This is a genomic window from Acidovorax sp. SUPP3434 (genome assembly GCF_030159015.1).
In the GTDB taxonomy this organism is placed as follows: domain Bacteria; phylum Pseudomonadota; class Gammaproteobacteria; order Burkholderiales; family Burkholderiaceae_C; genus Paracidovorax.
Map to the genome: position 1 here is coordinate 114,434 of NZ_BQXL01000011.1, position 25,894 is coordinate 140,327.

The 25,894-nt window shown below is 68.6% G+C and carries 22 protein-coding genes; 14 read left to right on the forward strand and 8 right to left on the reverse strand.

Translation table 11 applies throughout. The annotated features are described in order from the left end of the window. Positions 1-71: 71 nt before the first annotated feature. Positions 72-893 (reverse strand): prolipoprotein diacylglyceryl transferase, encoded by an 822-nt coding sequence (lgt, locus tag AVKW3434_RS17160; protein WP_272564174.1) that lies wholly within the window; start codon positions 891-893, stop codon positions 72-74. 383 nt (positions 894-1,276) lie between these two features. On the opposite strand from lgt, the gene AVKW3434_RS17165 reads away from it, so the two are divergent. Further along, positions 1,277-3,442 (forward strand): TonB-dependent receptor, encoded by a 2,166-nt coding sequence (locus AVKW3434_RS17165; RefSeq protein WP_284406803.1) that lies wholly within the window; start codon positions 1,277-1,279, stop codon positions 3,440-3,442. A 36-nt stretch (positions 3,443-3,478) separates the two neighbouring features. Here AVKW3434_RS17165 and AVKW3434_RS17170 read toward each other — a convergent pair whose 3' ends face one another. Together AVKW3434_RS17170 and AVKW3434_RS17175 are read right to left on the reverse strand one after the other, a co-directional pair. Next, positions 3,479-5,443: a Fic family protein gene (locus tag AVKW3434_RS17170; RefSeq protein WP_284406804.1), complete on the reverse strand. Its 1,965-nt coding sequence runs from the start codon at positions 5,441-5,443 to the stop codon at positions 3,479-3,481. Between the two features lie 80 nt (positions 5,444-5,523). After that, positions 5,524-5,904: a hypothetical protein gene (locus AVKW3434_RS17175; protein ID WP_284406805.1), complete on the reverse strand. Its 381-nt coding sequence runs from the start codon at positions 5,902-5,904 to the stop codon at positions 5,524-5,526. A gap of 244 nt (positions 5,905-6,148) precedes the next feature. On the opposite strand from AVKW3434_RS17175, the gene bfr reads away from it, so the two are divergent. Next, entirely contained in the window at positions 6,149-6,625 is a 477-nt protein-coding gene (gene bfr / locus AVKW3434_RS17180; RefSeq protein WP_284406806.1) for a bacterioferritin, read from the forward strand. Positions 6,626-6,725: 100 nt separating this feature from the next. On the opposite strand, the gene AVKW3434_RS17185 is transcribed toward bfr, so the two are convergent. Next, positions 6,726-7,709 carry a LysR family transcriptional regulator gene (locus tag AVKW3434_RS17185; RefSeq protein WP_284406807.1) on the reverse strand — a complete coding sequence of 328 codons (984 nt, stop codon included), beginning with the start codon at positions 7,707-7,709 and terminating at the stop codon, positions 6,726-6,728. A 141-nt stretch (positions 7,710-7,850) separates the two neighbouring features. Here AVKW3434_RS17185 and ilvD point away from each other — a divergent pair, with 141 nt between their 5' ends. Next, on the forward strand, positions 7,851-9,545 hold the full coding sequence (gene ilvD, locus AVKW3434_RS17190) for a dihydroxy-acid dehydratase (RefSeq protein ID WP_272564179.1): 1,695 nt from the start codon (positions 7,851-7,853) through the stop codon (positions 9,543-9,545). A gap of 104 nt (positions 9,546-9,649) precedes the next feature. Here ilvD and AVKW3434_RS17195 read toward each other — a convergent pair whose 3' ends face one another. Then, positions 9,650-9,892 carry a TIGR04438 family Trp-rich protein gene (locus AVKW3434_RS17195; RefSeq protein WP_284399149.1) on the reverse strand — a complete coding sequence of 81 codons (243 nt, stop codon included), beginning with the start codon at positions 9,890-9,892 and terminating at the stop codon, positions 9,650-9,652. A gap of 103 nt (positions 9,893-9,995) precedes the next feature. Between AVKW3434_RS17195 and AVKW3434_RS17200 the strand changes: the two genes are divergently transcribed. Then, positions 9,996-10,301 (forward strand): c-type cytochrome, encoded by a 306-nt coding sequence (locus AVKW3434_RS17200; protein WP_272564181.1) that lies wholly within the window; start codon positions 9,996-9,998, stop codon positions 10,299-10,301. A gap of 122 nt (positions 10,302-10,423) precedes the next feature. Here the strand turns inward: AVKW3434_RS17200 and AVKW3434_RS17205 are convergent, their stop codons facing one another. Next, a complete protein-coding gene (locus AVKW3434_RS17205) occupies positions 10,424-10,903 on the reverse strand; it encodes a LapA family protein (RefSeq protein ID WP_272564182.1) in 480 nt (159 codons plus the stop codon). 475 nt (positions 10,904-11,378) lie between these two features. Then, the gene (gene acs, locus AVKW3434_RS17210; RefSeq protein ID WP_284406808.1) at positions 11,379-13,373 is read right to left on the reverse strand and encodes an acetate--CoA ligase; all 1,995 of its coding nucleotides are present in this window, start codon (positions 13,371-13,373) and stop codon (positions 11,379-11,381) included. 199 nt (positions 13,374-13,572) lie between these two features. Between acs and AVKW3434_RS17215 the strand changes: the two genes are divergently transcribed. From AVKW3434_RS17215 to proX, 4 genes are all read left to right on the forward strand, one after another. Next, the gene (locus tag AVKW3434_RS17215; RefSeq protein WP_272548342.1) at positions 13,573-14,184 is read left to right on the forward strand and encodes a TIGR00645 family protein; all 612 of its coding nucleotides are present in this window, start codon (positions 13,573-13,575) and stop codon (positions 14,182-14,184) included. Between the two features lie 643 nt (positions 14,185-14,827). After that, positions 14,828-16,108 (forward strand): glycine betaine/L-proline ABC transporter ATP-binding protein ProV, encoded by a 1,281-nt coding sequence (gene proV, locus AVKW3434_RS17220; RefSeq protein ID WP_272564185.1) that lies wholly within the window; start codon positions 14,828-14,830, stop codon positions 16,106-16,108. Continuing rightward, complete coding sequence (gene proW / locus AVKW3434_RS17225; protein ID WP_284406809.1) at positions 16,105-17,397, forward strand: glycine betaine/L-proline ABC transporter permease ProW; 1,293 nt, start codon at positions 16,105-16,107, stop codon at positions 17,395-17,397. The genes proV and proW overlap by 4 nt, the downstream gene beginning before the upstream one ends. 37 nt (positions 17,398-17,434) lie before the next feature. Continuing rightward, on the forward strand, positions 17,435-18,472 hold the full coding sequence (gene proX, locus AVKW3434_RS17230) for a glycine betaine/L-proline ABC transporter substrate-binding protein ProX (RefSeq protein WP_284406810.1): 1,038 nt from the start codon (positions 17,435-17,437) through the stop codon (positions 18,470-18,472). 39 nt (positions 18,473-18,511) lie between these two features. Here proX and AVKW3434_RS17235 read toward each other — a convergent pair whose 3' ends face one another. After that, positions 18,512-19,423: a LysR family transcriptional regulator gene (locus tag AVKW3434_RS17235; RefSeq protein WP_284406811.1), complete on the reverse strand. Its 912-nt coding sequence runs from the start codon at positions 19,421-19,423 to the stop codon at positions 18,512-18,514. A gap of 140 nt (positions 19,424-19,563) precedes the next feature. On the opposite strand from AVKW3434_RS17235, the gene AVKW3434_RS17240 reads away from it, so the two are divergent. The 6 genes from AVKW3434_RS17240 to AVKW3434_RS17265 all read left to right on the forward strand — a co-directional run bounded on the left by AVKW3434_RS17240 (position 19,564) and on the right by AVKW3434_RS17265 (position 25,685). Continuing rightward, entirely contained in the window at positions 19,564-20,487 is a 924-nt protein-coding gene (locus AVKW3434_RS17240; RefSeq protein ID WP_284406812.1) for an amino acid ABC transporter substrate-binding protein, read from the forward strand. Continuing rightward, a complete protein-coding gene (locus AVKW3434_RS17245) occupies positions 20,487-21,827 on the forward strand; it encodes an aminotransferase class V-fold PLP-dependent enzyme (RefSeq protein ID WP_284406813.1) in 1,341 nt (446 codons plus the stop codon). The genes AVKW3434_RS17240 and AVKW3434_RS17245 overlap by 1 nt, the downstream gene beginning before the upstream one ends. Before the next feature lie 201 nt (positions 21,828-22,028). Next, complete coding sequence (locus tag AVKW3434_RS17250) at positions 22,029-22,952, forward strand: dioxygenase family protein (protein WP_284406814.1); 924 nt, start codon at positions 22,029-22,031, stop codon at positions 22,950-22,952. Between the two features lie 89 nt (positions 22,953-23,041). Next, positions 23,042-23,335, forward strand: a complete 294-nt coding sequence (locus tag AVKW3434_RS17255; RefSeq protein WP_284406815.1) for a hypothetical protein — start codon at positions 23,042-23,044, stop codon at positions 23,333-23,335. A gap of 17 nt (positions 23,336-23,352) precedes the next feature. Beyond that, positions 23,353-24,957 (forward strand): ATP-binding protein, encoded by a 1,605-nt coding sequence (locus AVKW3434_RS17260; RefSeq protein WP_284406816.1) that lies wholly within the window; start codon positions 23,353-23,355, stop codon positions 24,955-24,957. After that, positions 24,954-25,685 (forward strand): response regulator, encoded by a 732-nt coding sequence (locus AVKW3434_RS17265; protein WP_284406817.1) that lies wholly within the window; start codon positions 24,954-24,956, stop codon positions 25,683-25,685. The genes AVKW3434_RS17260 and AVKW3434_RS17265 overlap by 4 nt, the downstream gene beginning before the upstream one ends. Positions 25,686-25,894: the final 209 nt, after the last annotated feature.

A 25,894-nucleotide genomic window follows, 5' to 3' on the forward strand; every position in this document is an offset into this window, starting at 1 on the left:
CCCCAGGGCGATTGCTATATTTTCAATAGCAACATGCCCTAGTATTTATTGTGCTGGAGACCTCTGGCGCCTCAAGCCCTTTGCAGCACCGGCTGGCGCCGCGCCCACACCCACATGGCGATGCCGGCGACGATCATCGGCACGCACAGCCATTGGCCCATGCTCATGCCCAGCGAGAGGATGCCCAGGAACGCATCCGGCTCGCGGAAGTATTCGGCGATGAAGCGGAAGCTGCCATAGCCCACCAGGAAGGCCGCGGCCACCTCGCCCTGGCGGCGCTCGCGGCGGGCATAGAGCCACAGCAGCACGAACAGCAGCACGCCCTCCAGCAGGAACTGGTACACCTGCGACGGGTGGCGCGGCAGCAGCGAGCCGCTTTGCGGGAACACCATGCCCCAGGGCAAGTCCGGGCTGCTGAAGCGCCCCCACAGCTCGCCGTTGATGAAGTTGCCCACGCGCCCGGCCGCCAGCCCCGTCGGCACGCACGGCGCCACGAAGTCGGCCACCTGCAGCCAGGGCCGCTTGCGCGAATGCGCAAACCACACCATGGAGGCGATCACGCCCAGCAGCCCGCCATGAAAGCTCATGCCGCCCTGCCAGATGTAGAAGATCTCCAGCGGGTTGGACAGGTAGTAGCCCGGCTTGTAGAACAGGCAGTAGCCCAGCCGCCCCCCCGCCACCACGCCCACCACGCCGAGAAAGAGAATGTCCTCCACGTCGCGCCGCGTCCAGGCACCGGGCCCGGTGATGGAGGCGAAGGGCTCATGGCGCAGGCGCCGCACCCCAAGGAACATGAACAGCGCGAAGGCCGCCAGATAGGTCAGGCCGTACCAGTGGATGGCCAGCGGGCCCACTTGCAGGGCGATGGGGTCGATTTGGGGGTACATCAGCATGGTGGGCGGTATTGTGCCCGCCCGGCATGACGGTTCCGGCCGGCGCCCCGGAGCGGCGACCGCTGCGGCGACGGTGCGGCGCGCCGGCCGGCCAGACGCCGCCGCGGTCCGCCCGGAGGACTTCGTCATCGCATTCCGCCGGGCGGGATATGGGCCGAATCGGGCCCATGCCGGCGTTTCGATTGCCTTCGATGCTATTTAATTAATAGCATCAGTCCCGCCCACCCGGCCATCGACCCCGCTCGACCCGTGGTGGCGACTTCATAATTGATAACGCTTCTCATTCTTCCAACCGCTTTCCGCCGCCCGGCGGTCCTCTCCCGGCGCTTCACGGCCTGGCCACGGACCCCGGCCCGCCGGCCGCAAAGCCCCTCCTGAACACCATGCACCGACACGCCAGCCGCGCAGAACCCCGCTTCGCCCCCACCCCGCTCGCCCGCCTCGTGCGCCATTGCATCGGCGCCGGGCTTCTCATCGCCGCCGCCGGCGCCGGTGCGCAGACCGCCGCCCGGACGGCGCTCGACGAAGTGGTCGTGTCCGACCAGGCCGAGGCCATCGGCGGCCTGCAAAAGACCTATTCGGGCGGGCAGTTCGCGCGCGGCGGCAACCTGGGCATCCTGGGCAACACCGACCTGATGAACGTCCCGTTCAGCACCACCAACTACACCTCGGAGCTGATCGACAACCAGCAGGCACGGACCGTGGCGGACGTGGTGATGAACGACGCCTCGGTGCGCACGCTCACCTCGCGCGGCGGCTTCGGCGACGACTTCCAGGTGCGGGGCTTCACCCTGTCCAACAGCGACATCAGCATGAACGGGCTGTTCGGCCTGGCGCCGTCCACCAGCATCCCGCTGGAGACCATCGAGCGCGTCGAAGTGCTCAAGGGCCCCGGCGCGCTGACCAATGGCGTGGGCCCGAGCGGCAGCGTCGGCGGCAGCATCAACGTGGTGACCAAGCGCGCGGCGGACGTGCCGCTCACGCGGCTGACCACCACCTACATGGGCAAGGCGCAGTTCGGCACCCACCTGGACGTGGGCCGCCGCTTCGGCGAAGACAACCAGTGGGGCGTGCGCGTGAACGGCCTGGTGCGCGGCGGCGAGGGCAACATCGACGGCGGCAAGCAGAACCTGGGCCTGGGCTCGGTCGGCCTGGACTACGCCGGCGCCCGCACGCGCTGGTCGCTGGACGCCTTCGCCACGCGCGGCGAAACCAAGGAGTTCCGGCCCCAGATCAACTTCGCCGGCACGGCCACCTCGGTGCCGGCCGTGCCCGACGCGCGGCTCAACTTCTACCCCGGCACGAAGCTGCAGGACAACGTGAAGACGGTCATGTCGCGCCTGGAGCACGACCTGAACGACCGCACCACCGTCTACGGCAGCCTGGGCTACATGGACATGGACTACGAGCAGACCTTCCCTAGCGGCCGGCCCGACGCGCTGGGCAACTTCCGCGTGTCGAACGCCTACTACGACCAATACACGAAGTCCAAGGCCGCCGACGTCGGCCTGCGCACGCGCTTCAAGACCGGCAGCGTCGGCCACACGCTGGCCCTTGGCGCGAACTACCTGAACCAGGAAACGGGCTACTTCTACGCCACCTCGGCCACGACCAACGCCTCCAACCTGTACAACCCCTCGCCCCTGCCCGCCATGACCGTGGCGCGCGGCGCACCCGGCAAGAGCTCGGTCACCGACCAGTCGAGCCTGGCGCTGGCCGACACCATGGCCTTCCTCGACGACCGCCTGCTGGTGACCCTGGGCCTGCGCCACCAGACCATGGAGCAGGAAAACTTCACGCCCACCACCGGCGTCTCCACCAGCCGCTACGACAAGAGCGCCGTGACGCCGCTGGCGGGTGTGGTGTTCAAGCCCGCGAAGAACATCTCGGTCTATACCAACTACACCGCGGGCCTCACCCGCGGCGCCACCGCCGGGGTCACCACCGCCAACGCCGGCGAGACCTTCGCCCCGCAAAAATCCAAGCAGCACGAAGTGGGCGTGAAGGTGGACTGGGGCCAGCTCACCACGCAGGCCGCCATCTACCAGATCAAGAAGCCCGGCGCGGTCACCGACCCGGTCACCAACGTGTACAGCTTCGGCGGCGAGCAGCGCAACCGAGGCCTGGAGCTGACGGCCTACGGCGAAGTCCAGCGCGGCCTGCGCCTGATGGCCAGCGCCGCCTTCAACGACGCCAAGCTCACGCGCACCGCAGGCGGCCTGAACCAGGGCAACAACGCCGCCGGCGTGCCGGACCGCACCTTCAACCTGGGCCTGGACTGGGACACCCCCTGGGTGCAGGGCCTGAGCCTGAACGGCCGCGTCATCCACACCTCGCCGGTCTATGCTGACGCCGCCAACCGCCTGCGCGTGGGCAACTGGACGCGCCTGGACATTGGCGCCCGCTACGCCACCAAGGTCTCCGGCAAGCCCGTGGTGCTGCGCGCCAGCCTGGAAAACGCGTTCGACAAGAACTACTGGGTGGTCAGCAACTACGTGACCGTGGGCGCGCCACGCACGGTGATGCTGTCGGCGGCCATCGACTTCTGACGCGGCAGGGCGGCCGGCCGATGGCCAACGCACCGGTCAGTGCGCCGCGCCGCTGGCATGCCCCTCGGCCCGGGGCTCCAGGCCCAGGTGCCTTTCATACACCTCGACGGTTCTGGCCATGCCTTCGACGGTCAACGCCAGCGCATCTTCGGGGCCCACGGGATTGCGCCCGCTGGAGAACACGGCGATCAACTGCTTCGGGCTGCTGGCCGGGGGGAGGCCCTGGCCCATCAAGACCCAGTCGCCCGCCAGCCGTGCCGTGCGGCCATTGGCATCGGGAAACGGGTGAATGCTGATCAGGCGCTGAACCGTGGCAGCGGCCCATTCCGCCGGACTGGACTCGCCGCGCTCGACGCGCCTGCCGGCCGCTTCGAACCAATCGTCGAAGTGCGCCATTTCCGCGCCGACCTCTCGCTCATCGACGACCGCAGCCCCCGCACGGCCTTGGGAAAAACCGGTCGACTGCCGGCGGAACGCGCCGAACCGGGCTCCGAATTTTTCGAAGGCCTCGGGGTCGTCGAAGGGCCAGGTGCCCTGCCCCAGCAGGGCATTGAGTCGCTTGAGGTGCTCCGTGTCCAGCGGCTCGTTCTGCGCGATCCATTCCCGGACCTGGCGATCGGCCGCATTCCAGTTGTCGCCCGCCAACGGCATGGACTCCGCGGTGCTGGACAACCCCATCCGGGCCCGGTCGATGTCCAGGCGGGCCGCCTGGGCCTGCTGCGCTGCGCCAGCCCCGCCCGCCTCCAGCCTTTCCCGGACGGCGCTCCAGCGCGCCCGAACTTGCTGGACCCGGCCTTCCTGCGCTGCACGGACCTGCGGATCGAGCGGCTGGCTCAGCACCCTGTCCATCAGCCGGATCTGGGTGCCGCGGGTGGCGATGTGCACGTGCTTGAAGTCGATGCCCTCGGGAAGGTGCTGCAGGCCCGGATTGCCGCTCACGTCCAGGGCATTCAGCCTCGGCAGATGCCCCACGGCGGACGGAAGGCGTGACAGGGCGCATTGGTTCAGCACCAGGCGCTCGATGCGGGGGCTTTGGTCGATGCCATCGGGCAACCCGGTCAAACGGGGATTGTTGCCAAGGTCGATGTCCTTGATGGCGGGCCCCAGCCCGCCCCTGGGCAGGCGAACCAGATCGCAGTCCTGCGCCTGCAGCACCTGCAGCTCCGTCAACGTCGACATCGACTCGGGCAATGCCGTCAATCCCCGGTTGTTGCCGACCTCCAGCACCACCAGCTTCGCGGCCTGGCCCAGGTTCTCCGGCAAGCACTGCAGATCGCAGTCATTGGCCTGGATCCGCAACAGTCCTGGCGCGTGGGCGAGATCGGATGGCAACTCCCGAAGCAAGGGATTGCGATTCACGCTGATGTTGCCCAGGTGGGGCAGCAGAAAGAGTCCCTGCGGCAGGCTGCTCAGATCGGCCTTGTCGAGATTCAAGACAAAGTCATCTTTTCGATGCGCCTTGAGAATGCGGTCTTTCACCGTCTGCGGGCCCGCCCAATCCCTCAAAAAATCCTCGAGCATGGCCCTTTGCAGGATTTTGCTTTCGGGGATCGGTGGCCCGATGTCCACCCCGAAGGCGGACGACATCCTGAGTGACGGCGACATCATGCGGTCCGCGCCGGGCTCGGCCAGGACCCTCGCTGCCGTTTCAGACATTCTCAGCCGGTCCATCGCCGGCCCACGGGGCTCCAGGGCAAAAGCCTGCCGAGGCGCAGAGGGGGCAAGGCGCGAACCACGGGCATCGGCCCGCGCAGGCATGTCAGGTGGGCGGCCGAGAGTGGGCCGACGCAATGCCGGCGAGCGGGTGGCACCGGCACCGCCCGCCCCGTCCCTCCCTCCTTCCCGCGGTTCGACGGAGGCGCGGCGCCGTGACGACGATTCAATGGACGAGGGCTTCATCGTGCGACCTGCGATGCGCAAACCACACACCTTAAGACGCGGCGGAAAATCCCCCGCCCTTGGTGCGCAGCATTCGCGCAAATACCGAACCGGCAGCCCCATCGAGGCACCGCCAATCCGGCGGGTGCGCGCGCATATGGCCCGCACCACCCGCATCGTTCAGCGATGGAACAGGATCCGGCCTACTCCGGCCTTGCGGGCTTGGGATTCAGCAAAAGCTCCAGCCGTTCGCGCAGGGCCTCGGGTTTGCGCTCGCTGCCATTGATGGGTTCGCAAGCGCCCACCACCGATTCGCGTGGCCCGGCAGAGGCCTGCTGGTAGTGAAGCGTCTCGCAGTCGCACCGCAGCCGGGCCTTCAAGGCTTTCGTGCGCCGGTCCCGGACCTCGGCCACCCAGCACGCGTCGGCGCAGCCGCAGGAGCGATAGGTGAGCGCTTCGCCCGCATGGGGCCAGTCCAGGGCGTATGCACCGGTCCCGCCGGCGTGGGCGACCATGCCGGCCGTGAGCGCGCAGGCCACGCCAACGTGCCGCAGTGTGCGCCGCAAGATGCCCGGCAGTGTCATGGGGCTCGGCATGCGACCTGCCAAGGTGCGGGCGGGCGGTGCTTCAGGCTTCTCATTCAGTGATGACTCTCCACGTCTGAACCCGCCGTATTGTGGTGCAGGTCCAGCGCCCCGGGCCTGCCGAAAAGCCCCGCCAACGCGAACGCTTCTGATCCCGGTACGCATGCAGAGCGCCGGCCGGGGGGCATTCACCCACGGGCCGGGTGGCCGCGCGATACTCCTGCCCTGATTCCAAGGAAAACACATGCAGGGAAACTCACAGGTCATCGATTATTTCAAGGACCTGCTGCGCGGCGAACTGGCCGCGCGCGATCAATACTTCATCCATTCGCGCCTCTACGAAGACCAGGGCTTCGTGAAGCTCTACACGCGGATCGACCATGAGATGCAGGAAGAGACCCAGCACGCCGACGCGCTGCTGCGGCGCATTCTCTTCCTGGGCGGCATGCCCGACATGCGCCCGAAGGAATTCACCCCTGGCACCACCGTGCCCGAGATGCTGCGCAAGGACCTGGCCACCGAATACGAAGTGCGCGCCGCGCTGCAGCAAGGCATGGCCCTGTGCGAAAGCGTGCGGGACTACGTGAGCCGCGACCTGCTGCTCGCCCAGTTGCGCGACACCGAGGAAGACCACGCCTACTGGCTGGAAAAGCAGATCGGCCTGATCGACAAGGTCGGCCTGCAGAACTACCTGCAGACGCAATCGGCCTCCGCGGACTGATCCTGCGCCCGGCCAAGGCGCGCACGCCAGGGCGGTGTGCGCGCTTTTCTTTTTTCCAAGCCGTTCAAGCCCCACGCCGGCGTTTTCATTGCCCCGGCAGCTATTCATTTGATAGCAAACCATCCCCACTCGACCGATCCGCTCCTTCGCCCGGCGCCGTGCCCTGGAGCGCCTGCACGAAGGCCACGAAGCGCAGCAGGGCCGGCCCGGCCGCGGGGGCGTTCCACACCAGCCGGGTTTCGCACTCGGGCAGCGCCGGCCCCGGCCGGCGCTGCAGCGTGGCCACGCGGCGGTAGACCACGCCGGTGCGCTGGAACTGCATCACGCTCTGCGGCACGAAGGCCAGCCCCAGGCCGGCCGCCACCAGGTTGACGATGGTCTGCATCTGGATGGCTTCCTGCGCCACCTGCGGTGAATGCCCGGCCGCGTGGTATAGCGCGAAGATCGCGTCGTACACCGAAGGCAGGATGCGGCGCGGAAAGATCACCAGCGGCTCGGCCAGCACGGCGGCCAGTGGCGGGGCTTTCGCCTGCACCGCCAGCGGGTGCGCCGCCGGCAGCGCCAGCACCAGCGGCTCGCGTGCCACGCGCAGGCCGGCCAGGCCCGGCGGGGCAAACTGCGGTGAATGCAGCAGCAGGCCGGCATCGATTTCTCCGCGCTCCAGCAACTGCAGCTGCACGTCGCCCGTCGCCTCGACCAGTTCCAGCGACACCTGCGGGCAGGCGCTGCGAAAGGCGCGCACCCACGCGGGCAACTGCTCGAAGCCCACGGTGGACACGAAGGCCAGCCGGATGCGACCGACCTCGCCCTGCGCCGCGGCCCGGGCGCGCGCCGGCAGGGCCTGGGCACGCGCCAGCACCTCGCGCACGTCGGGCAGCAGCGCCTCGCCGGCCGGCGTGAGCGCGACGCGGCGGCGGGTGCGGTCGAACAGCAGCAGGCCCAGTGCGCGCTCCAGCTGGGCGATCGCCTGGGTGAGCGGGGGCTGGGTCATGTGCAGGCGCTGCGCGGCGCGGCCGAAGTGCAATTCTTCCGCCACGGCCAGGAACTGGCGCCACACGCGCAGCTCGATCGATGCGTCATTCATATGCCAAGCATATCAATGACCCCTTGAAAACGGATTGGAACCAATCAATCAAACAGCGCATACTCCGCGCTGCCCCAAAAGCCGCCCGCCCACCCGAGGCCGGCCCGGCGACACGAAATTTCCTCCCACGAAGGACGCCCCATGGAAAACAAACCCCTGCAGATCAACCGCCGCAGCGCCAACATCACCGAAGGCAAATCGCGCGCGCCCAACCGCTCGATGTACTACGCGATGGGCTACGAAGAAGGTGACTTCAAGAAGCCCATGGTGGGCGTGGCCAACGGGCACAGCACGATCACGCCGTGCAACTCGGGCCTGCAGAAGCTGGCCGATGCGGCCATCCAGGGCATCGAAGAGGCCGGCGGCAATGCTCAGGTATTCGGCACCCCCACCATCAGCGACGGCATGGCCATGGGCACCGAAGGCATGAAGTACAGCCTGGTGAGCCGCGAGGTCATCAGCGACTGCATCGAGACCTGCGTGCAGGGCCAGTGGATGGACGGCGTGGTCGTCGTGGGCGGCTGCGACAAGAACATGCCCGGCGGCCTGATGGGCATGCTGCGCGCCAACGTGCCGGCCATCTATGTGTACGGCGGCACCATCCTGCCGGGCAAGTACAAGGGCCAGGACCTGAACATCGTGAGCGTGTTCGAGGCCGTGGGCCAGAACGCTGCCGGCAACCTGAGCGACTTCGACCTCAAGGAGATCGAAAAGCGCGCCATTCCCGGCACCGGCTCGTGCGGCGGCATGTACACGGCCAACACCATGTCCAGCGCGTTCGAGGCGCTGGGCATCAGCCTGCCCTACTCCAGCACCATGGCCAACCCGCACGACGAGAAGCAGAACTCGGCCAAGGAATCGGCCAAGGTGCTGATCGAGGCGATCAAGAAGGACATCCGCCCGAGCGACATCGTGACCAAGAAGTCCATCGAGAACGCCGTGGCCGTGATCATGGCCACCGGCGGCTCGACCAATGCGGTGCTGCACTTCCTGGCCATCGCGCACGCGGCCGGCGTGGAATGGTCCATCGACGACTTCGAGCGCGTGCGCCAGAAGACGCCCGTGCTGTGCGACCTCAAGCCCAGCGGCAAGTACCTGGCGGTGGACCTGCACCAGGCCGGCGGCATTCCGCAAGTCATGAAGGTGCTGCTGAACGCCGGCCTGCTGCACGGCGACTGCCTCACCATCGAAGGCAAGACCATCGCCGAGGTGCTGAAGGACGTGCCGGACGCGCCCCGCGCCGACCAGGACGTGATCCGCCCCATCGACCGGCCCATGTACGAGCAGGGCCACCTGGCCATCCTCAAGGGCAACCTGAGCCCCGAGGGCGCGGTCGCCAAGATCACGGGCCTGAAGAACCCCGTCATCACCGGCCCGGCGCGCGTGTTCGACGACGAGCAGTCGGCCCTGAAGGCCATCCTGGACGGCAAGATCGTGGCGGGCGACGTGATGGTGCTGCGCTACCTGGGCCCCAAGGGCGGCCCCGGCATGCCCGAGATGCTGGCACCCACGGGCGCGCTGATCGGCGCGGGCCTGGGCGAGAGCGTGGGCCTCATCACCGACGGGCGTTTCTCCGGCGGCACCTGGGGCATGGTCGTGGGCCACGTGGCACCGGAAGCGGCGGCAGGCGGCACCATCGCGTTCGTGAACGAAGGCGACTCCATCACCATCGACGCGCACACGCTGCGGCTGGAACTGAACGTGCCCGAGGCCGAACTCGCCCGCCGCCGCGAAGGCTGGACGCCCCCCGCTCCGCGCTACACGCGCGGCGTGCAGGCCAAGTTCGCCTTCAATGCCGCCAGCGCCAGCAAGGGCGCGGTGCTGGACGCCTACTGATCCAGGCCGGCCGCGCGCCGGCCATTGCAAAAAGACAAAGCCCGCGGCCGGTCAGGCGCGCGGGCTTTTGGTTGGAGGGGGCGGTGCCGATCGGGGCGGTGCGTTCAGCGGCGGTTGCGCGGCTGGATGCCCAGGGCTTCCTTGTTCTTGTTGATGCGGTCTTGCTTGCGCTGGTCCATCCGTTCCATCGCGCGGCGCTTGGTGTAGCCGGTGGCGTCGGCCCAGGCCCACCAGACGAAGGCCACGGCGAAGGGGGACAGAACCCACCACCACGACCACAGGGCCACGGGCCCGATCTCAAGGTATTTGAGCAGCACAAGAAGCACTCCCAGACCCAGCGCGTACATGGCGATCTCCTGTGCGGTACGGACTTTACGTGCCGGGGGTCAACCCCCGCCACTACAATTTCATTGAGCCGGATACTAACCCACAACCCACAGGAAACCCCCGATGAAGCGCACCCTGATCACCCTCGCGATGGCCCTGTCGGTGGCCGTGCCGGCCCTGGCCGACCAGGCCCTCGCCACCTCGAAAAACTGCATGGCCTGCCATGCGGTGGACAAGAAGCTGGTGGGCCCGTCGTACAAGGATGTGGCCGCCAAATACGCCGGCCAAAAGGATGCGGTGGACAAGCTGGCCGCCAAGATCATGAAGGGTGGATCGGGCGTGTGGGGCCCGGTGCCCATGCCGGCGAATGCCCAGGTGAACGATGCCGACGCCAAGAAGCTGGCCGCCTGGGTGCTGTCGCTGAAGTAAACCCATCCATCGCGCTGCCGATCAACGCCAACGCAAACGCCGCGCTTCACGGGTTCCCGTGCAGCGCGGCGTTCGTTTTGGAGGGCTCGGCGGGCGGGCTGTGCCGCCGACGCATCACCACATCAGATCGGGTCGATGCGGGAATCGACGCGCGGGGTGCCGCGCAGCTGGTGTTCGAGCTGGCCCACGTAGGCCGCCGTGGTGTTGTCCGATTCCTGGGCACGCTGGGCCAGGTGCAGTTCCAGCGCATCGATGCGCGCGATCAGGGCGGAATGGGACTGCAGGTTCTGGTTTTCGAGAAACGCGCGCAGTTCGGTGAAGCGGGAGGCTTCGGCCTTGTCGGCCAGATCGCGCTGGGCCGTCATTTCCTTGGCGTGGCGGCGCGTCTCCAGCAGCACCGAGCCTTGCAGCGACAGCACGTAGGCGATGAAGAAAATGCCCAGCAACACGGTCAGCCCCAGCATGAGCAGGCCCAGCGGGGCCTCGAAGGAGGTCAACCCCAGCGAGATGACGGATGGGGTGGCCAGCGTGGTCCAGTTGAGCGCGGCCAGCACGGCCATGGCGGCCACGATGAGCAGCAGCGCGATGGTTCTGAAATTCATGTCAATCTCCCGGAAGGTGTCGAAATCCGCAGCCTGGCAGGTGCGGTTGGGGGACGTTTTTAACCTGTGCGGGGGCGGTTATCGCGTGCTGGAAATTGAAACCGGCACTGTCCTACAGTGCGGGGCGGGCGTGAAAAAACCAACGGACGGGGGCGTGCGGTGGTGTTGATGGGGACAGAAACCCACGTCTGAAAGAATGTCTGCGTGCCATCGGCGCTTTTAGGCCTGTCGATTGGCGCTAGTCACCGAGATGAGGGATTTTGCCGCCACTCACATCGCCTGCGGCGATATGAGTGCCGTCAAACCCTGCGAAGCGCTTCGCGCCGGGCCACCTTGCGGCGGCCCCCTGGATCAATTGGTTTCAGCCAATTGATCCAGGATCGCAGGGTTTTGGTGAGCACATCACGCCGCGGCGCGGCATGAGTGCTCCCCGAATCCGGCAGCAGCTCCGCTGCGCGCCGATGGCGCTTTCTGATCAGTTGGTCTGCGACAACTGATCCAGAATGGCCGGATTCTCCAAGGTGCTCGTGTCCTGCGTGATCTGCTCGCCCTTGGCGATGGAGCGCAGCAGGCGGCGCATGATCTTGCCGCTGCGGGTCTTGGGCAGGTTGTCGCCGAAGCGGATGTCCTTGGGCTTGGCGATGGGGCCGATCTCCTTGGCGACCCAGTCGCGCAGTTCCTTGGCGATGGCCTTGGCCTCGTCGCCGGTGGGGCGTGAGCGCTTGAGCACGACGAAGGCGCAGATCGCCTCGCCCGTCACGTCGTCGGGCCGGCCCACCACGGCGGCCTCGGCGACCAGGTCGGTCTTGGACACCAGGGCCGATTCGATCTCCATCGTGCCCATGCGGTGGCCCGAGACGTTCAGCACGTCGTCGATGCGGCCCGTGATGCGGAAGTAGCCGCGATCGGCACTGCGCACCGCGCCGTCGCCCGCCAGGTAGTAGCCCTTGAGCTCTTCGGGAAAGTAGCTTTTCTTGAAGCGCTCGGGGTCGTTCCAGATGGTGCGGATCATGCTGGGCCAGGGCTTCTTGATGACCAGGATGCCGCCCGTGCCGTTGGCGATGTCGTTGCCCACCTCGTCCACGATGGCGGCCGCGATGCCCGGCAGCGGCAGGGTGCAGCTGCCCGGCACCAGCGGCGTCGCGCCCGGCAGCGGGGTGATGACGTGGCCGCCGGTCTCGGTCTGCCAGAAGGTGTCCACGATGGGGCAGCGCTCGCCGCCCACGTTCTTGTGGTACCACATCCAGGCCTCGGGGTTGATGGGCTCGCCCACGCTGCCCAGGATGCGCAGGCTCGACAGGTCGGAGCGTGCGGGGTGCACGGCGGCATCGCCTTCGGCCGCCTTGATGAGCGAGCGGATCGCCGTGGGCGCGGTGTAGAAGATCGTGCAGCGGTGGCGCTCGATCATCTGCCAGAAGCGGCCGGCGTTCGGGAAGGTGGGAATGCCCTCGAAGATGATCTGCGTGGCGCCCGCGGCCAGCGGCCCGTAGGCCACGTAAGTGTGGCCGGTGATCCAGCCGATGTCGGCCGTGCACCAGAACACGTCGTCCGGGCGCAGGTCGAACGTCCAGTCCATGGTGAGCTTGGCCCACAGCAGGTAGCCGCCGGTGGCGTGCTGCACGCCCTTGGGCTTGCCGGTGGAGCCGCTGGTGTACAGGATGAACAGCGGGTGCTCGGCGCCCACGGGCACCGGCGGGCAGTCGCTGCTCTGGCCCTGCAGCGCCTCGGCGAAGGTCTTTTCGCGGCCCGCCACCATGGCGCAGGCGGTGGCCGTGCGCTGGTACACGAGGATGCTGCGGATGGTGTCGCAGCCGCCCATGGCCAGGGCCTCGTCCACGATGGCCTTGAGCGGCAGTTCCTTGCCGCCGCGCATCTGGTAGTTGGCGGTGATGACGGCCACCGCGCCCGCATCGATGATCCGCTCCTGCAGCGCCTTGGCCGAAAAGCCCCCGAACACCACGCTGTGCGTGGCGCCGATGCGCGCGCACGCCTGCATGGCGATCACGCCCTCAACCGTCATGGGCATGTAGATGAGCACGCGGTCGCCCTGCTGCACGCCGTTGGCCTTGAGCGCGTTGGCGAATTGCCCCACGCGGGCCAGCAATTCCTTGTAGGTGACCCGGGTGACGGTGCCGTCGTCGGCCTCGAAAATGATGGCGGTCTTGTTCTCGACCGGGGTGCCGATGTGCCGGTCCAGGCAGTTGGCGCTGGCGTTCAGCTGGCCGTCGGCGAACCATTCGTAGAACGGCGCCTTGGAGGCATCGAGCGTGCGCGTGAAAGGCTTGTCCCACTGCAGGTTCTCGCGCGCCAGGCGGGCCCAGAAGCCTTCGAAATCCTGCTCGGCCTCGGCGCACAGCGCGTCGTAGCCGGCCATGCCGGAAATGCGCGCGGCCTTCTGCAGGGCTTCGGAGGGCGGGAAAACGCGGTTTTCCACCAGCACGGATTCAATCGTGGACGAGGACGCACTCATGGGTTTTGTCTCCTGGAGTCAACATAATTTGGCGGTACTTTCGGGGGCCGCACTTACATGCCACTGACGGATGCCGGCGGCCGCCAAAGGCTCCGATGCTACGCCTGTGCAGGCGGCGGGTTTCTGTCACAAGGCAAGCGGCCGGTGCTTCTAGAATCGCGCGAGTTTCATTTCTAGCGATTTTCAAGAAAACCCTCCCATGGCCTTCCCGCAACCCCCCGCTTCCCGCAACGGCAGCAAGTCCCTCACCCCGCTGGCCTCGCTGATCTTCGCCAGCCGCTGGCTGCAACTGCCGCTCTACCTGGGACTGATCGCCGCCCAGGGCGTGTACGTGTGGCACTTCCTCGTGGAGCTGTGGCACCTGATCGAGGCCGCGTTCGGCCACCAGGGCGCACTGCAGTCGCTGGTCACCAGCATCGGCTACAAGCCGGGCGTGGAGGTCACGGCGCTCAACGAGACGGTGATCATGCTGGTCGTGCTGGCGCTCATCGACGTGGTGATGATCTCCAACCTGCTCATCATGGTGATCGTGGGCGGCTACGAGACCTTCGTGAGCCGGCTCAACCTGCAGAGCCACCCCGACCAGCCGGAATGGCTGGGCCACGTGAACGCCTCGGTGCTCAAGGTGAAGCTGGGCCTGTCGATCATCGGGATCAGTTCCATCCACCTGCTCAAGACCTTCATCAACGCCGCCAACTACGACGAGAAGGTGCTGATGTGGCAGACGATCATCCACGTGGTGTTCCTGCTGAGCGCCATCGCCATTGCCTACACTGACAAATTGCTGAACGTTTCGCACGAAAAGCACTGAGCGCCCACGCCCTCTTCCACCGAGCCCCGGCAAGGCCCTGAAACAGGGGCCTTTCGGGGCTCTTGCCTTAGTACTCATTGGTCTGATTGCTACCAAAAACATAGCAAACCAGTATCCACCCGGCTCCGCTGCTGCGCACGCGATTAACACATCGGGCAAACCCGGGTCTTTTGACACAAAAACACCCAATAACTATACTTTTGGAGTGTTTTACAACCTGCAATGCAGGTAATCCGCTCTTTCCGGCCCTCAACGCGGCGCTTTCACCGGAGCGGATCCCGCCAGGAAGACGGCGGCCCGGCCCCAGGCCCGGTCGCTTCCCCCCTGGCCCATGGCCGACCCATTCGGCCCTGATGCCCCAAGGCGCCCGCCCGTTCGTCGGGCTCGGCGCCGCGTGATCCCCGGGAGTCCTCCGACCGACCTCTCCCGGCACGCCCCAGGCCCTTGCGCACCGCCTCGCGTGCCATTCGGGCCGATCCCGGTCACCTCGGTGCCCACCCTTTCGCTGCTGTTCCCGCGCGCCCTGGGCGTCCGGGTCCGGCTGCCGCATCAGGGTCTCGAATGCGCAAGCCTTCGCAGCCCCGCCCGCCTTTGGGCGGCCGGGGCGTGTTCAACCCGTTCCAACCGAGGGAGGACCCACACCGTGGCCAAACAAATCACCATCGAACATGTGTTCAAGGTTTTCGGCGATGCGCCGCAAGCCGCGCTCGAACTCGCCAGCCAGGGCCTGAGCAAGCAGGACATCCTGGCGCGCACCGGCCATTCCATCGGCGTGTTCGACGCCAGCTTCACCATCGAGGCGGGCGAGATCTTCGTCGTGATGGGGCTGTCGGGCTCGGGCAAGTCGACCCTGGTGCGCATGCTCAACCGGCTGATCGAGCCCACGGCGGGCCGCATCCTGGTGGACGGCCAGGACATCAACGCGCTGTCCGACCGGCAACTGCGCGCGCTGCGCCGCAAGGACATCAGCATGGTGTTCCAGTCGTTCGCGCTGATGCCCCACCTCACGGTGCTGGACAACACGGCGTTCGGCCTCGAACTGGCGGGCGTGGCCCGGCCCGAGCGCCAGCGCCAGGCCGCACTGGCGCTGGAGCAGGTGGGCCTGGGATGCTGGGCCGACAGCTATCCCGACGAGCTGTCGGGCGGCATGCAGCAGCGCGTGGGCCTGGCCCGGGCGCTGGCGTCGGACCCGTCCATCCTGCTGATGGACGAGGCGTTCTCCGCGCTGGACCCGATCATCCGCACCGAGATGCAGAGCGAACTGCTGCGCCTGCAGCAGATCCAGCGCCGCACCATCGTCTTCATCTCGCACGACCTGGACGAGGCCATGCGCATCGGCGACCGCATCGCCATCATGAAGGACGGCTACGTGGTGCAGGTGGGCACGCCCGACGAGATCCTGCGCAACCCCGCCAACGACTACGTTCGCAGCTTCGTGCGCGGCGTGGACGCGGCGGCCGTCTTCAAGGCCGGCGACATCGCCCGGCGCCCGCTCACCGTGGTGTCGGAGCAGCGCGACCGGGGCTCGCGCGCCGCGCTGCAGCAGCTGGAGGAGCAGGACCGCGACTTCGCCTACGTGGTGAGCCCGGCGCGGATGTACCTGGGCACGGTCTCGGCCGACTCGTTGCGCGCCGCGTTGCAGGGCCACGTGGGCCCGCTGGGCCTGCAGCACGCCTATCTGGACGGCGTGGTGCCCATTCCCGTGGATGCGCCGGTGGCGGACCTGTTCGGCCAGGTGGCACAGGCGCCCTGCCCGCTACCGGTGGTGGAGGACGGCGGCCGCTTTCGCGGCGCGATCAGCAAGACCACGCTGCTGCGCTTTCTCGACCGCGACACACCGCCCGTGCCGCCGGACCCGTTGCCGCCAGCGCCCGCCATCGCCAACCCGCCCGCCAATGAACCATCTGAAAGGAGCCCGGCATGACCCAGTCCACCGCCCCAGCGCTCGATTCCACCGCCAACCCCACGGCCGGCGAGTCCACCCCCTGGACGCCGGCCGCGGAAGCACCCCCTGCGGCTTCGGCCTCGCCCTGGGACAGCCCAGCCGCCGCAGCGCAGCAGGCCCCCGCCACCGAGGCGGCGGCCGATCCCTGGGCCGCCTCCACCGCACCCAGCGACGCCGGCAACACCGACTGGCTGAACGCCCCCGCCAGCGCCACGCCCGGCGATGCCGCCGCGGGCTTCGACCCCACGGCCGGCGGCTTTCACCTGCACCAGCTGTGGGACGGCAGCCTGCCGGTGGAGTCGTGGATCAACCACGGCCTGTCATGGGTGGTGGCGCATTTCCGGCCGTTCTTCCAGACCGTGCGCGCGCCCATCGACGGGACGCTGGCCTGGGTGGAGGGTCTGCTCACCAGCGTGCCCACGCTGGCCATGATCGCGCTGATCGGCGTGCTCGCCTGGCAGTTCGCCGGGCGCGCGCTGGCCGTGGGCACGGTGGTCTCGCTGCTGCTCGTGGCCATGCTGGGCATCTGGCCCGAGGCCATGGTGACGCTGTCGCTGGTGCTGACCTCGCTGGCCTTCTGCCTGGTGATCGGGCTGCCCCTGGGCATCCTGCTGGCCAGCAGCGACCGGGCCCAGCGCGTGATGCGGCCGGTGCTCGACGCCATGCAGACCACGCCGGCCTTCGTGTACCTGGTGCCGGTGGTGATGCTGTTCGGCATCGGCAACGTGCCGGGCGTGGTGGTGACCATCGTGTTCGCGCTGCCGCCGCTGGTGCGCCTGACCAATCTGGGCATCCGCCAGGTGCGGCCCGACCTGATCGAGGCCGCCCGGGCCTACGGGGCCTCGCCGCTGCAGTTGCTGGCCAAGGTGCAGCTGCCGCTGGCCATGCCGTCCATCATGGCGGGCATCAACCAGTCGCTGATGCTGTCGCTGTCGATGGTGGTGATCGCCTCGATGATCGCCGTGGGCGGCCTGGGCCAGATGGTGCTGCGCGGCATCGGCCGGCTGGACATGGGCCTGGCGACCGTGGGTGGCCTGGGCATCGTGCTGCTGGCCATCACGCTGGACCGCATCACCCAGTCCATGGGCCAGCCGCGCCGCGGCGTGCGCCACTGGTGGCAGACCGGCCCGGCCGGCCTGGTGTGGCGCCTCGCCGCGCGGCGCGACCACGCGGCCCCGGCGGCCCCCGCAGCCGATGCGGCAACGCCCCAGCCTGCCGCGCAAGGCGGCTCCGGCGCCGCCCCCCAATGGGCCACCGCCGGCCGCTGAGCCCCCGCCCATCCCTTTCAGAAACAAGGACGACGACATGACCTGCATCACCCCTTCCCTCCGCCCCTCGCGCTCCCTCGCCCGCACCTGGCTGGCCGCCAGCGCCCTGGCCGTCGGCCTGGCCGGCACCGCCGCCGCGCAGGCCCTGCCGGGCCAGGGCGTGCGCGTGCAGCCGCTGCAAAGCTCCATCGCGGAAGAAACCTTCCAGACCCTGCTGGTCGGCCGCGCGCTGCAAAAGCTGGGCTACGACGTGCAGCCCATCAAGGAGATCGAGTACGCCACCGCCCACGTGGCGATCGCCAACGGCGACGCCACCTTCATGGCGGACCACTGGGACCCGCTGCACGCGGACTTCTACAAGAACGCCGGCGGCGATGCCAAGCTGTGGCGCCAAGGCACCTATTCGCAGAACGCCGCGCAGGGCTACCTGATCGACCGCAAGACGGCCGAGAAATACCGCATCACCCACATCGACCAGCTCAAGGACCCGAAGCTCGCCAAGCTCTTCGACACCAACGGCGACGGCAAGGCCGACCTCACGGGCTGCAATCCCGGCTGGGGCTGCGAGGGCGTGATCGAGCACCAGCTGAAGGCCTTCGGCCTGGGCGCCACGGTCACGCACGTGCAGGGCAGCTACTCGGCGCTGATCGCCGACACCATCGCGCGCTTCAAGCAGGGCCAGCCCATCCTCTACTACACCTGGACGCCCTACTGGGTGAGCGGCGTGCTGCGCCCGGGCCAGGACGTGGTGTGGCTGCAGGTGCCGCGGTCCTCGCTGCCGGGCGCGCAGGCCGGGCAGGACACCGCCCTGCCCGACGGCAAGAACTACGGCTTCGTGCTGAACACCCAGCGCATCGTGGCCAACAAGGCCTTCGCCGAGAAGAACCCCGCCGCCGCGCGGCTGTTCGAGGTGATGCAGTTGCCCGTGGGCGACATCAACGCCCAGAACCTGGCGATGAAGAACGGCCAGAACCAGCCGGCCGACGTGGCGCGCCACACCGACGGCTGGATCAAGGCCCACCAGAAGACCTTCGACGGCTGGATCCAGCAGGCGCTCGCCGCGGCCAGGCCCTGAGGCGGCAAGCAGGCCCCGGGCACGCGCTGCCCGAGGGCATCACGCCGCGCCATCGGCCTGCGCCTGGAAGGCCCGCGTGAAGTCGCAGCACGACTGCGCCAGCATGATGATCGAGGCGGCCAGCGCGCTGCGGTGCTCGCCCTTGTGCATGGCCACGTAGGGCACGCTGGGCAGCGCGGGCACCACGTCGATCACGGCCAGCATGCCCGCCGCGATGAGCGGCGCCAGGCAGTGCCGGGGCAGGTAGGCCACGCCCAGGCCCGATACGGTGAGGCCCGTGAGCGCGACGAGGTTGCTCACCACGATGGCGTCGGCCAGTTCCACCCCGCGCTCCTTCATCCACGCGTCGTAGAGCCGCCCGGTGCCCGAGGCGTTGCCCTGTACCAGCAGGCGGTGGCGCGCCAGTTCGTGCAGCCGCACCGGGCCGGCCGGCACCAGCCCGGGCTTGCACATCCACGCGCTTTCCACCTGGCCGATCGCCTTGGCCGGCAGGCGCGCATCGGCGAAGGCATCGGGCACGATGATGAGGTCCAGCTCGTCGGCCAGCAGCTTGTCGCGCAGGGGCAGGCTGCCGTCCACATCGGGCTCCAGGGTCACCTTGGGGTAGTGCTGCTGCACCAGGGCGACCAGCCGGGGCAGCCAGGTCATCGCGGTGAGTTCGGTCACGCCGATGCGCAGGCGCCGCTCGATCACGCCGGGCTTGCCGAACTGCTCCACCGCCGCATCGCGCTGGCGCAGCAGCTTGCGGGCGAGCACGAACATCTCCTCGCCCTTTTCGGTCAGACGCGCCGTGCGCTGGCTGCGGTCGAACAGCGGCGTGTCGAAGAGCAGCTCCAGCTCGTGCACCCGTTTGGACACGGCCGACTGCGAGGTGTGCAGCTTCTGGGCCGCCTGCGCGAAGCCGCCGAGCTGGCCGATCCAGTACAGCGCTTCGAGTTGCTTGAAGGTCATCATGGCGGGGAGTTCAGAACACTTTCATTCATCCGATTCGAGCACAAAAAATCGCTTTTTCAAAAGCGTCGGCGCTTTGAGAATGCCTTTCAGCCCCTCGCCAACGCGAGGTCCCCAGCGCCCTCTTCCGAAAGCCCGCCATGCACCGCCTGCCCCGCCCCCTTGCCTTCGCCCTGCGCCGCACCCTGTCCCTGGCGGTCTGCGCCGCCCTGCTGTCCACCGCCGCCAGCGCCCAGGAAATCGACACCCTGCGCAAGATCAAGGAGAGCGGCACCCTCATCATCGGCAGCCGCGACAGCTCCATTCCGTTTTCGTACAAGCCCACCGGCAGCGGCGACCCCATCGGCTTTTCCAACGACATCTGCCTGAAGATCGCCGAGGCGGTGAAGGCCAAGCTCGGCCTGCCCACGCTGCGCGTGCAATACACCCTGCTCAACTCGCTCAACCGCATTCCGCTGCTGCAAAACGGCACCGTGGACCTGGACTGCGCCACCACCACCAATTCGGTCGTGCGCCAGCAGCACGTCAACTTCGCGCCCAGCCATTTCGTGACCAACATCACCGTGGCGGTGAAGAAGAACTCCGGCATCCAGTCGCTGGCCGACCTGGCCGGCAAGACGGTGGCCACCGTGGCGGGCAGCACGTCGATCCAGCTGCTGCGCACCTACAAGCGCGCCGAGAACCTGGAGGTGCAGGAAATCTCGGGCAAGGACACGGCCGACGCCTTCCTGTTGCTGGCCAGCGACCGCGCCGCCGCCTACGTGCTGGACGACGTGCAGCTGGCCGGCCTGATCGCCACCGCGCCCAACCCGGGCGACTTCCGCATCCTCAAGGATGTGGTGCTGCGCCAGGAGCCCTACGGGATCATGCTGCGCAAGAACGATCCGCAGTTCCAGGCCCTGGTGGACCAGACGGTGACCGGCCTGATGCGCTCCGGCGAAATGGAGCGGCTGTACGCGCGCTGGTTCACCCAGCCCATCCCGCCGAGCAACGTGAACCTGAACTTCCCCATGTCCGACGCCGTGCGCGAAGCCTTCCGCAACCCCAGCAACAAGGGCGTGTGATGGCAGGCCACCGCAACACCACACCCTACCCGCAGGGCCGCCTCTTCCCCGACGCCCTGATGCGCGAGGTGCGAAAGCGTTTCCTGCAGGTGGAGCGCGACCACCACGGCCACGAGCGGCTGTATTTCGACAACGCGGGCGGCTCGTTCCGGCTGAAGGCGGCGGTGGAGCGCTTCGCGCAGATCGATGCCGTGCCGGACAACACCGAGCGCATCCACGCCACGGCGCGCGAGCTGCAGGATATCCAGGCCGCCGGCGTGGCCGACGTGCGGCTGCTGCTCAACGCCACGGGCGGCAGCGTGTACGCCGCGCTCACCGCCTCGGGCGCCATGTTCGAGATGGTGCGGGCCGTGGCGCAGAACGTGCCGGGCACCAACATGGTCACCACCGTGCTGGAGCACCCCTCGTCGTACGACGCCATGGAGCGCTACGCCCGCGAAATGGGCCGCGAGCTGCGCGTGGCGCCCAGCAACCGCGCCACTGGCGGCGTGGACGTGGACGCCATCGTGGCCCTGGTGGACGAGGGCACCAGCGTGCTCAACGTGATCCACGCCTCCAACATCTCCGGCGCCAAGCTGGACCTGGAGGCCATCGTGCGCCGGGCCCGCGCCATCCAGCCCGACCTGTACATCCTGGTGGACGCGGTGCAGCACGCGCCGCACGGCCTCATCGACCTGCAGAAGACGCCGGTGGACGGCATCAACATCGCACCCTACAAGTTCTTCGGCTGCCGGGGCTCGGGCTTCGCCTGGCTGTCCGACCGCGCGGCCGCCCTGCCGCACCACAAGCTGTCGGCCAAGCCCGCCGATTTCTGGGACCTGGGCAGCACTGCGCCGTGGCAGTTCGCCGTGGTGACGGAGATCGTGGACTACGTGTGCTGGCTCGGCGCGCAGGCGCCCGAGGGCGGGCCCGCCGGCGATGCGGCCCCTGGCGACCGGCGGGCGCGCTTCGAAGCCGGCATCGAGGCCATCGAACTGCACGAACGCGCGCTGCTGTCGCGCCTGCTGAACGGCGGCGACGGCGCGGGTGCGGTGCCCGGGCTGCGCGCCATGCCGGGCGTGGAGGTGTTCCTGGACCACCCCGACCTCACCCGGCGCGACCTGATCGTCGGCATCGGCTTTCCGCACCTGGACTGCACCAGCGCCGTGCGCGAGTACGGCGCACGCGGCGTGACGGTGTACGAGCGTTCGGCCTCCAGCCTGTATTCGCGCCGCATGCTGGAGTCGTTCGGCCTCGTGGGCGCGGTGCGCGTCTCGCCGCTGCACTGCCATTCGACGGCCGACGTGGACCGGTTCCTCGCGGTGACGCAGGACATCGCCCAGGCGTTCGCCGCGGCGTGAACGGCGCGCCGGCCGGGGCGGGCCGGCCACACTGGAGGCGAAAAAGGCCTCCAGCGCATGGACCACTAGGGCATTTCGCTATCAAAACAATAGCAACATGCACCGCCCGCCTGACGGGGAGAAAGGCGCGCACCGCCTCAATTTCTCCTCAATTGGATTGCAAAGTTCCTCCATCCCCAACGAAGGAAAAGGAGAGGAACCATGAACACATCCACCCCATTGGCCACCGCAGCCGCTGACATCGCAGCATCCACCGCGGACCAGCGGCGGCGCCTGGCACTCGGCACCATCGGCTCCCTGGGCATCGCCACCCTGCTGGGCTGCGGCGGAGGCGGCTCCGACGCCGTGGCCGACAATTCGGGCACCGGGACGGGCACGGGGACAGGCACCGGGACGGGCACTGGAACCGGGACAGGAACGGGCACGGGCACCGGCACGGGTACGGGTACTGGCACCGGAACGGGAACCGGCACGGACACCACCTGCTCCGTCGTCCCCGAGGAAACCGCCGGCCCCTACCCCGCCGACGGCTCCAACGCCAGCAACTCCAACTACAACGTGCTCGCGCTCAGCGGCATCGTGCGCCAGGACATCCGCAGCAACATCGGCGCGTCCACCACCGTGGGCGGCGTGCCGCTCACCATCGCCATCACGCTCACCAACACGCGTGCCAGCTGCGCGGCGCTGCAGGGCTATGCCATCTACCTGTGGCATTGCTCGCAGGGCGGCGACTACTCGGTCTACACCGAGCGCAGCATCGCCGCCAACTACCTGCGCGGCGTGCAGGCCACCGATGCGAGCGGCACCGTCACCTTCACCACCATCGTGCCGGGCTGCTACGCCGGGCGCATGCCCCACATGCACCTGGAGGTGTATCCCAGCCTGTCGGTGGCCACCACGGCCAGCAACAAGGTCAAGACCACCCAGCTCGCGTTCCCCACGGACACCCTGCGCTCCATCTACACGGCCAATTCGGGCTACAGCGCCAGCGTGTCCAACCTGGCGGCGATCACCTTCGCCACCGACAACGTGTTCAGCGACGGCACCGACCTCGAGATGGTGACCATGCAAAGCAACGGCAGCGGCGGCTACACCGCCGCCATCACGATCTCGATCGCCGCCTGAGCGCCACCGGGGCCGTTGCCCCGGTGTGTTCCCTGCCCCTGGGCCCGGCCCCGGGCCTTCTTCTCCCCGCCAGAAAGGCACGTGACACCATGCACCCTCCCCGCCACACGACCATCACCCTCGCCGGCCTCTGCCTGGGCCTGTCCCTCGCCGCCTTCACCTGCGGCGCCCTGGCCCAGGGCGCGCCGGGCGGGCAGCCCCCCGGCCCGCCGCCCGAGGCCTACACCGCCTGCAAAGGCCAGACCGAAGGCGCCTCGGTCACGCTGACCATGCCGGACGGCAAGACCCTGCCCGGCACATGCCGCACAATGAACGGCACCCTCGTGGCCATGCCCGCCGGCGGCCCCCCTCCAGGCGCTGGCGGCCCGCCCCCCTCCCGCTGACCCCCGACCAGCCGCCCATGCCCCGCCTCACGCTGCAAAGCAAAGCCTTCCTCGCGCTCACCCTGTTGCTGGCCGTGCTGCTGCTGCTTTTCGTGGGGTTCTCGCGCCTGGGGCTGCAGCGCGGGCTGGGCCCGTACGTGGCCGAGATCGAGCTGGCCCGCATGGACTGGCTGGCCGCACGGCTGCAGCGCATGCACCTGCTGCATGGCGGCTGGCAGACGCTGCGCACCCAGCCCGAGCTGTGGCGCGAGATGCGCCGCCCCGGCGACAGTCCCGCGCTGCGCAGCAGCGCCCAGGACGCAGCCAGCCCGAACGGCCGCAGCGGCGACAACACCACCGCCGGCAACGAGGGCCGCGGCGGCGGCTTTCGCGAGCGCCCACCGCCGCCGCCCGACTTCGGCGACCCCGGCGAAGGCCCGCCGCCCGACGGCTATTCGCCCGATCGCACCGCCTCCGATGGCCGCGACCGTCCGCCACCGCCGCCCGGCTCCATGCTGTCGCAGCGGCTCGGCGTGCTCGATGCCCAGGGCCGCCTGGTGGCCGGCGTGCGCCCCACGCCCGATGCCGCCCGCTTGCCGCTGCGCGGCAGCGACGGCACCCCCATCGGCGAGCTGGTGCTGAGCCCGCCCTCGCACATGGAGACCGAGGCCGACCGTGCCTTCATCGCCCGGCAGTTGGGCTTCGTGGTGTGGACCGGCATTGCCGGCCTGGCGCTCGCGCTGCTGCTGTCCTGGGCGCTGGCCCGCCGCTGGCTCGCCCCCATCGGCGCGCTGGTGGACGGCGCGCGCGGCGTGGCGGCGGGCCGGCTGGACACGCGCGTGGCCGTGCACGGCGACGACGAACTGGCGCGGCTGGCACTCACCTTCAACGACATGGCCGAGCAGCTGGGCGGCATGGAAGCGTCGCGCCGGCAGTGGATAGGCGATGTGGCGCACGAGCTGCGCACCCCGCTGGCGGCGATGCGCGCCGAGATCGAGGCCGTGCAGGACGGCGTGCGCCCGTTCGACGACAAGACCGCGCTGCGCCTGCACCGGCAGGTGATGCGGCTCATCCAGCTGGTGGGCGACCTGCGCGCCAGCCTGGATGCCGCCGCGGGCAGCGCGCCCTCCGCGCTCGTACCCGTGCACCCGCTGTCGCTGCTGGCCGAGGCCGTGGCCTCCATGCAGCCGCGATTCGACCAGGCCGAGCTCGCGGTGGACACGCACGGGCTGGCCGTGCTCGCCCGCCTGTCGCCCCCGCCGCTGGTGCGCGGCGACGCGCAGCAGCTTCACCGCGTGTTCCTGAACCTGCTGGAAAACACCGTGCGCTACACCGATCCCGGCGGCCGGCTGGAAATCCAGGCGCAGACCGAGCGCAGCGGGCCCGCGCCCTCGCTCGTGCTGCAGTTCGACGACACCGCGCCCGGCGTGGCCGAGCACGACCTGCCGCGCCTGTTCGACCGCCTGTACCGCGCCGAAGCGTCGCGCGCCCGCGCCACGGGCGATTTGGGCGGATCGGGCCTGGGCCTGGCGATCTGCCGCGCCATCGTGCAGTCGCACGGCGGCCGCATCACCGCGCAGCCCTCGCCGCTTGGCGGGCTGCGCACCACCCTCACCCTGCCCTTGCTGGAGAACCCTTCATGACAGCGCGCATCCTCGTGGTCGAGGACGAGACCGACATCGCCCACATCGTGCTCGACTACCTGCGCCACGCCGGCTACGAGGCCGAGCACGTGGCCGACGGCCCCGGCGCCCTGGCCCGGCTCACCGGCCCCACGCCGCCCGACCTCACCCTGCTGGACGTGATGCTGCCGGGGCTCGACGGCCTGTCGGTGCTGCGCCAGGCGCGCCGCCACACGGACAAGCCCATCATCATGCTCACCGCCCGCGTCGAGGAGGTGGACCGCCTGATCGGCCTGGAGCTGGGCGCGGACGACTACATCTGCAAGCCGTTCTCCCCGCGCGAGGTGGTGGCGCGGGTCAAGACCGTGCTGCGGCGTGGCATGGCCCAGGCGCCGGCCAAGGCCGGCCCGCCGGTGCTGGCGCTGGACGAGGCGCACTGGCAGGTCACGCTGCGCGGCGCCCACGTGGCGCTCACGCCACGCGAATTCCGCCTGCTGCAGGCGCTGGCGCGGCAAAGCGGGCGCATCTTCTCGCGCGCGCAATTGCTCGACCTGGCCTACGGCGACACGCTGGACGTGAACGAACGGGCCATCGACAGCCACATCAAGAACCTGCGCAAGAAGCTCAAGGCCGCCAGCGGCGACGGCGTGGAGTGGATCCGGTCGGTGTACGGGGTGGGCTTCGCGTTCGATGAGGACGCGGGCGAGGCACTGGCGTCGGGCCAGGAGCGCCAGGCGGAGACCGAGTAGCCAGTCAGTGAGCGATGGCCGATGGCCGATGGCACAGGATTCTGCTATTTTTTCAATAGCTGAAAACCCTTTCTACCAATTCGGCTTGCCGCTTTTCCAATCCCTCCTTCCACCGTTCGGCGAAGCCAGCAATTTCTTCTAAAACCCACCAATTGGTCAAATAGTAAAAGCGAATCACTATCATTTGCAGTTTTTACAGGAAACTGCTT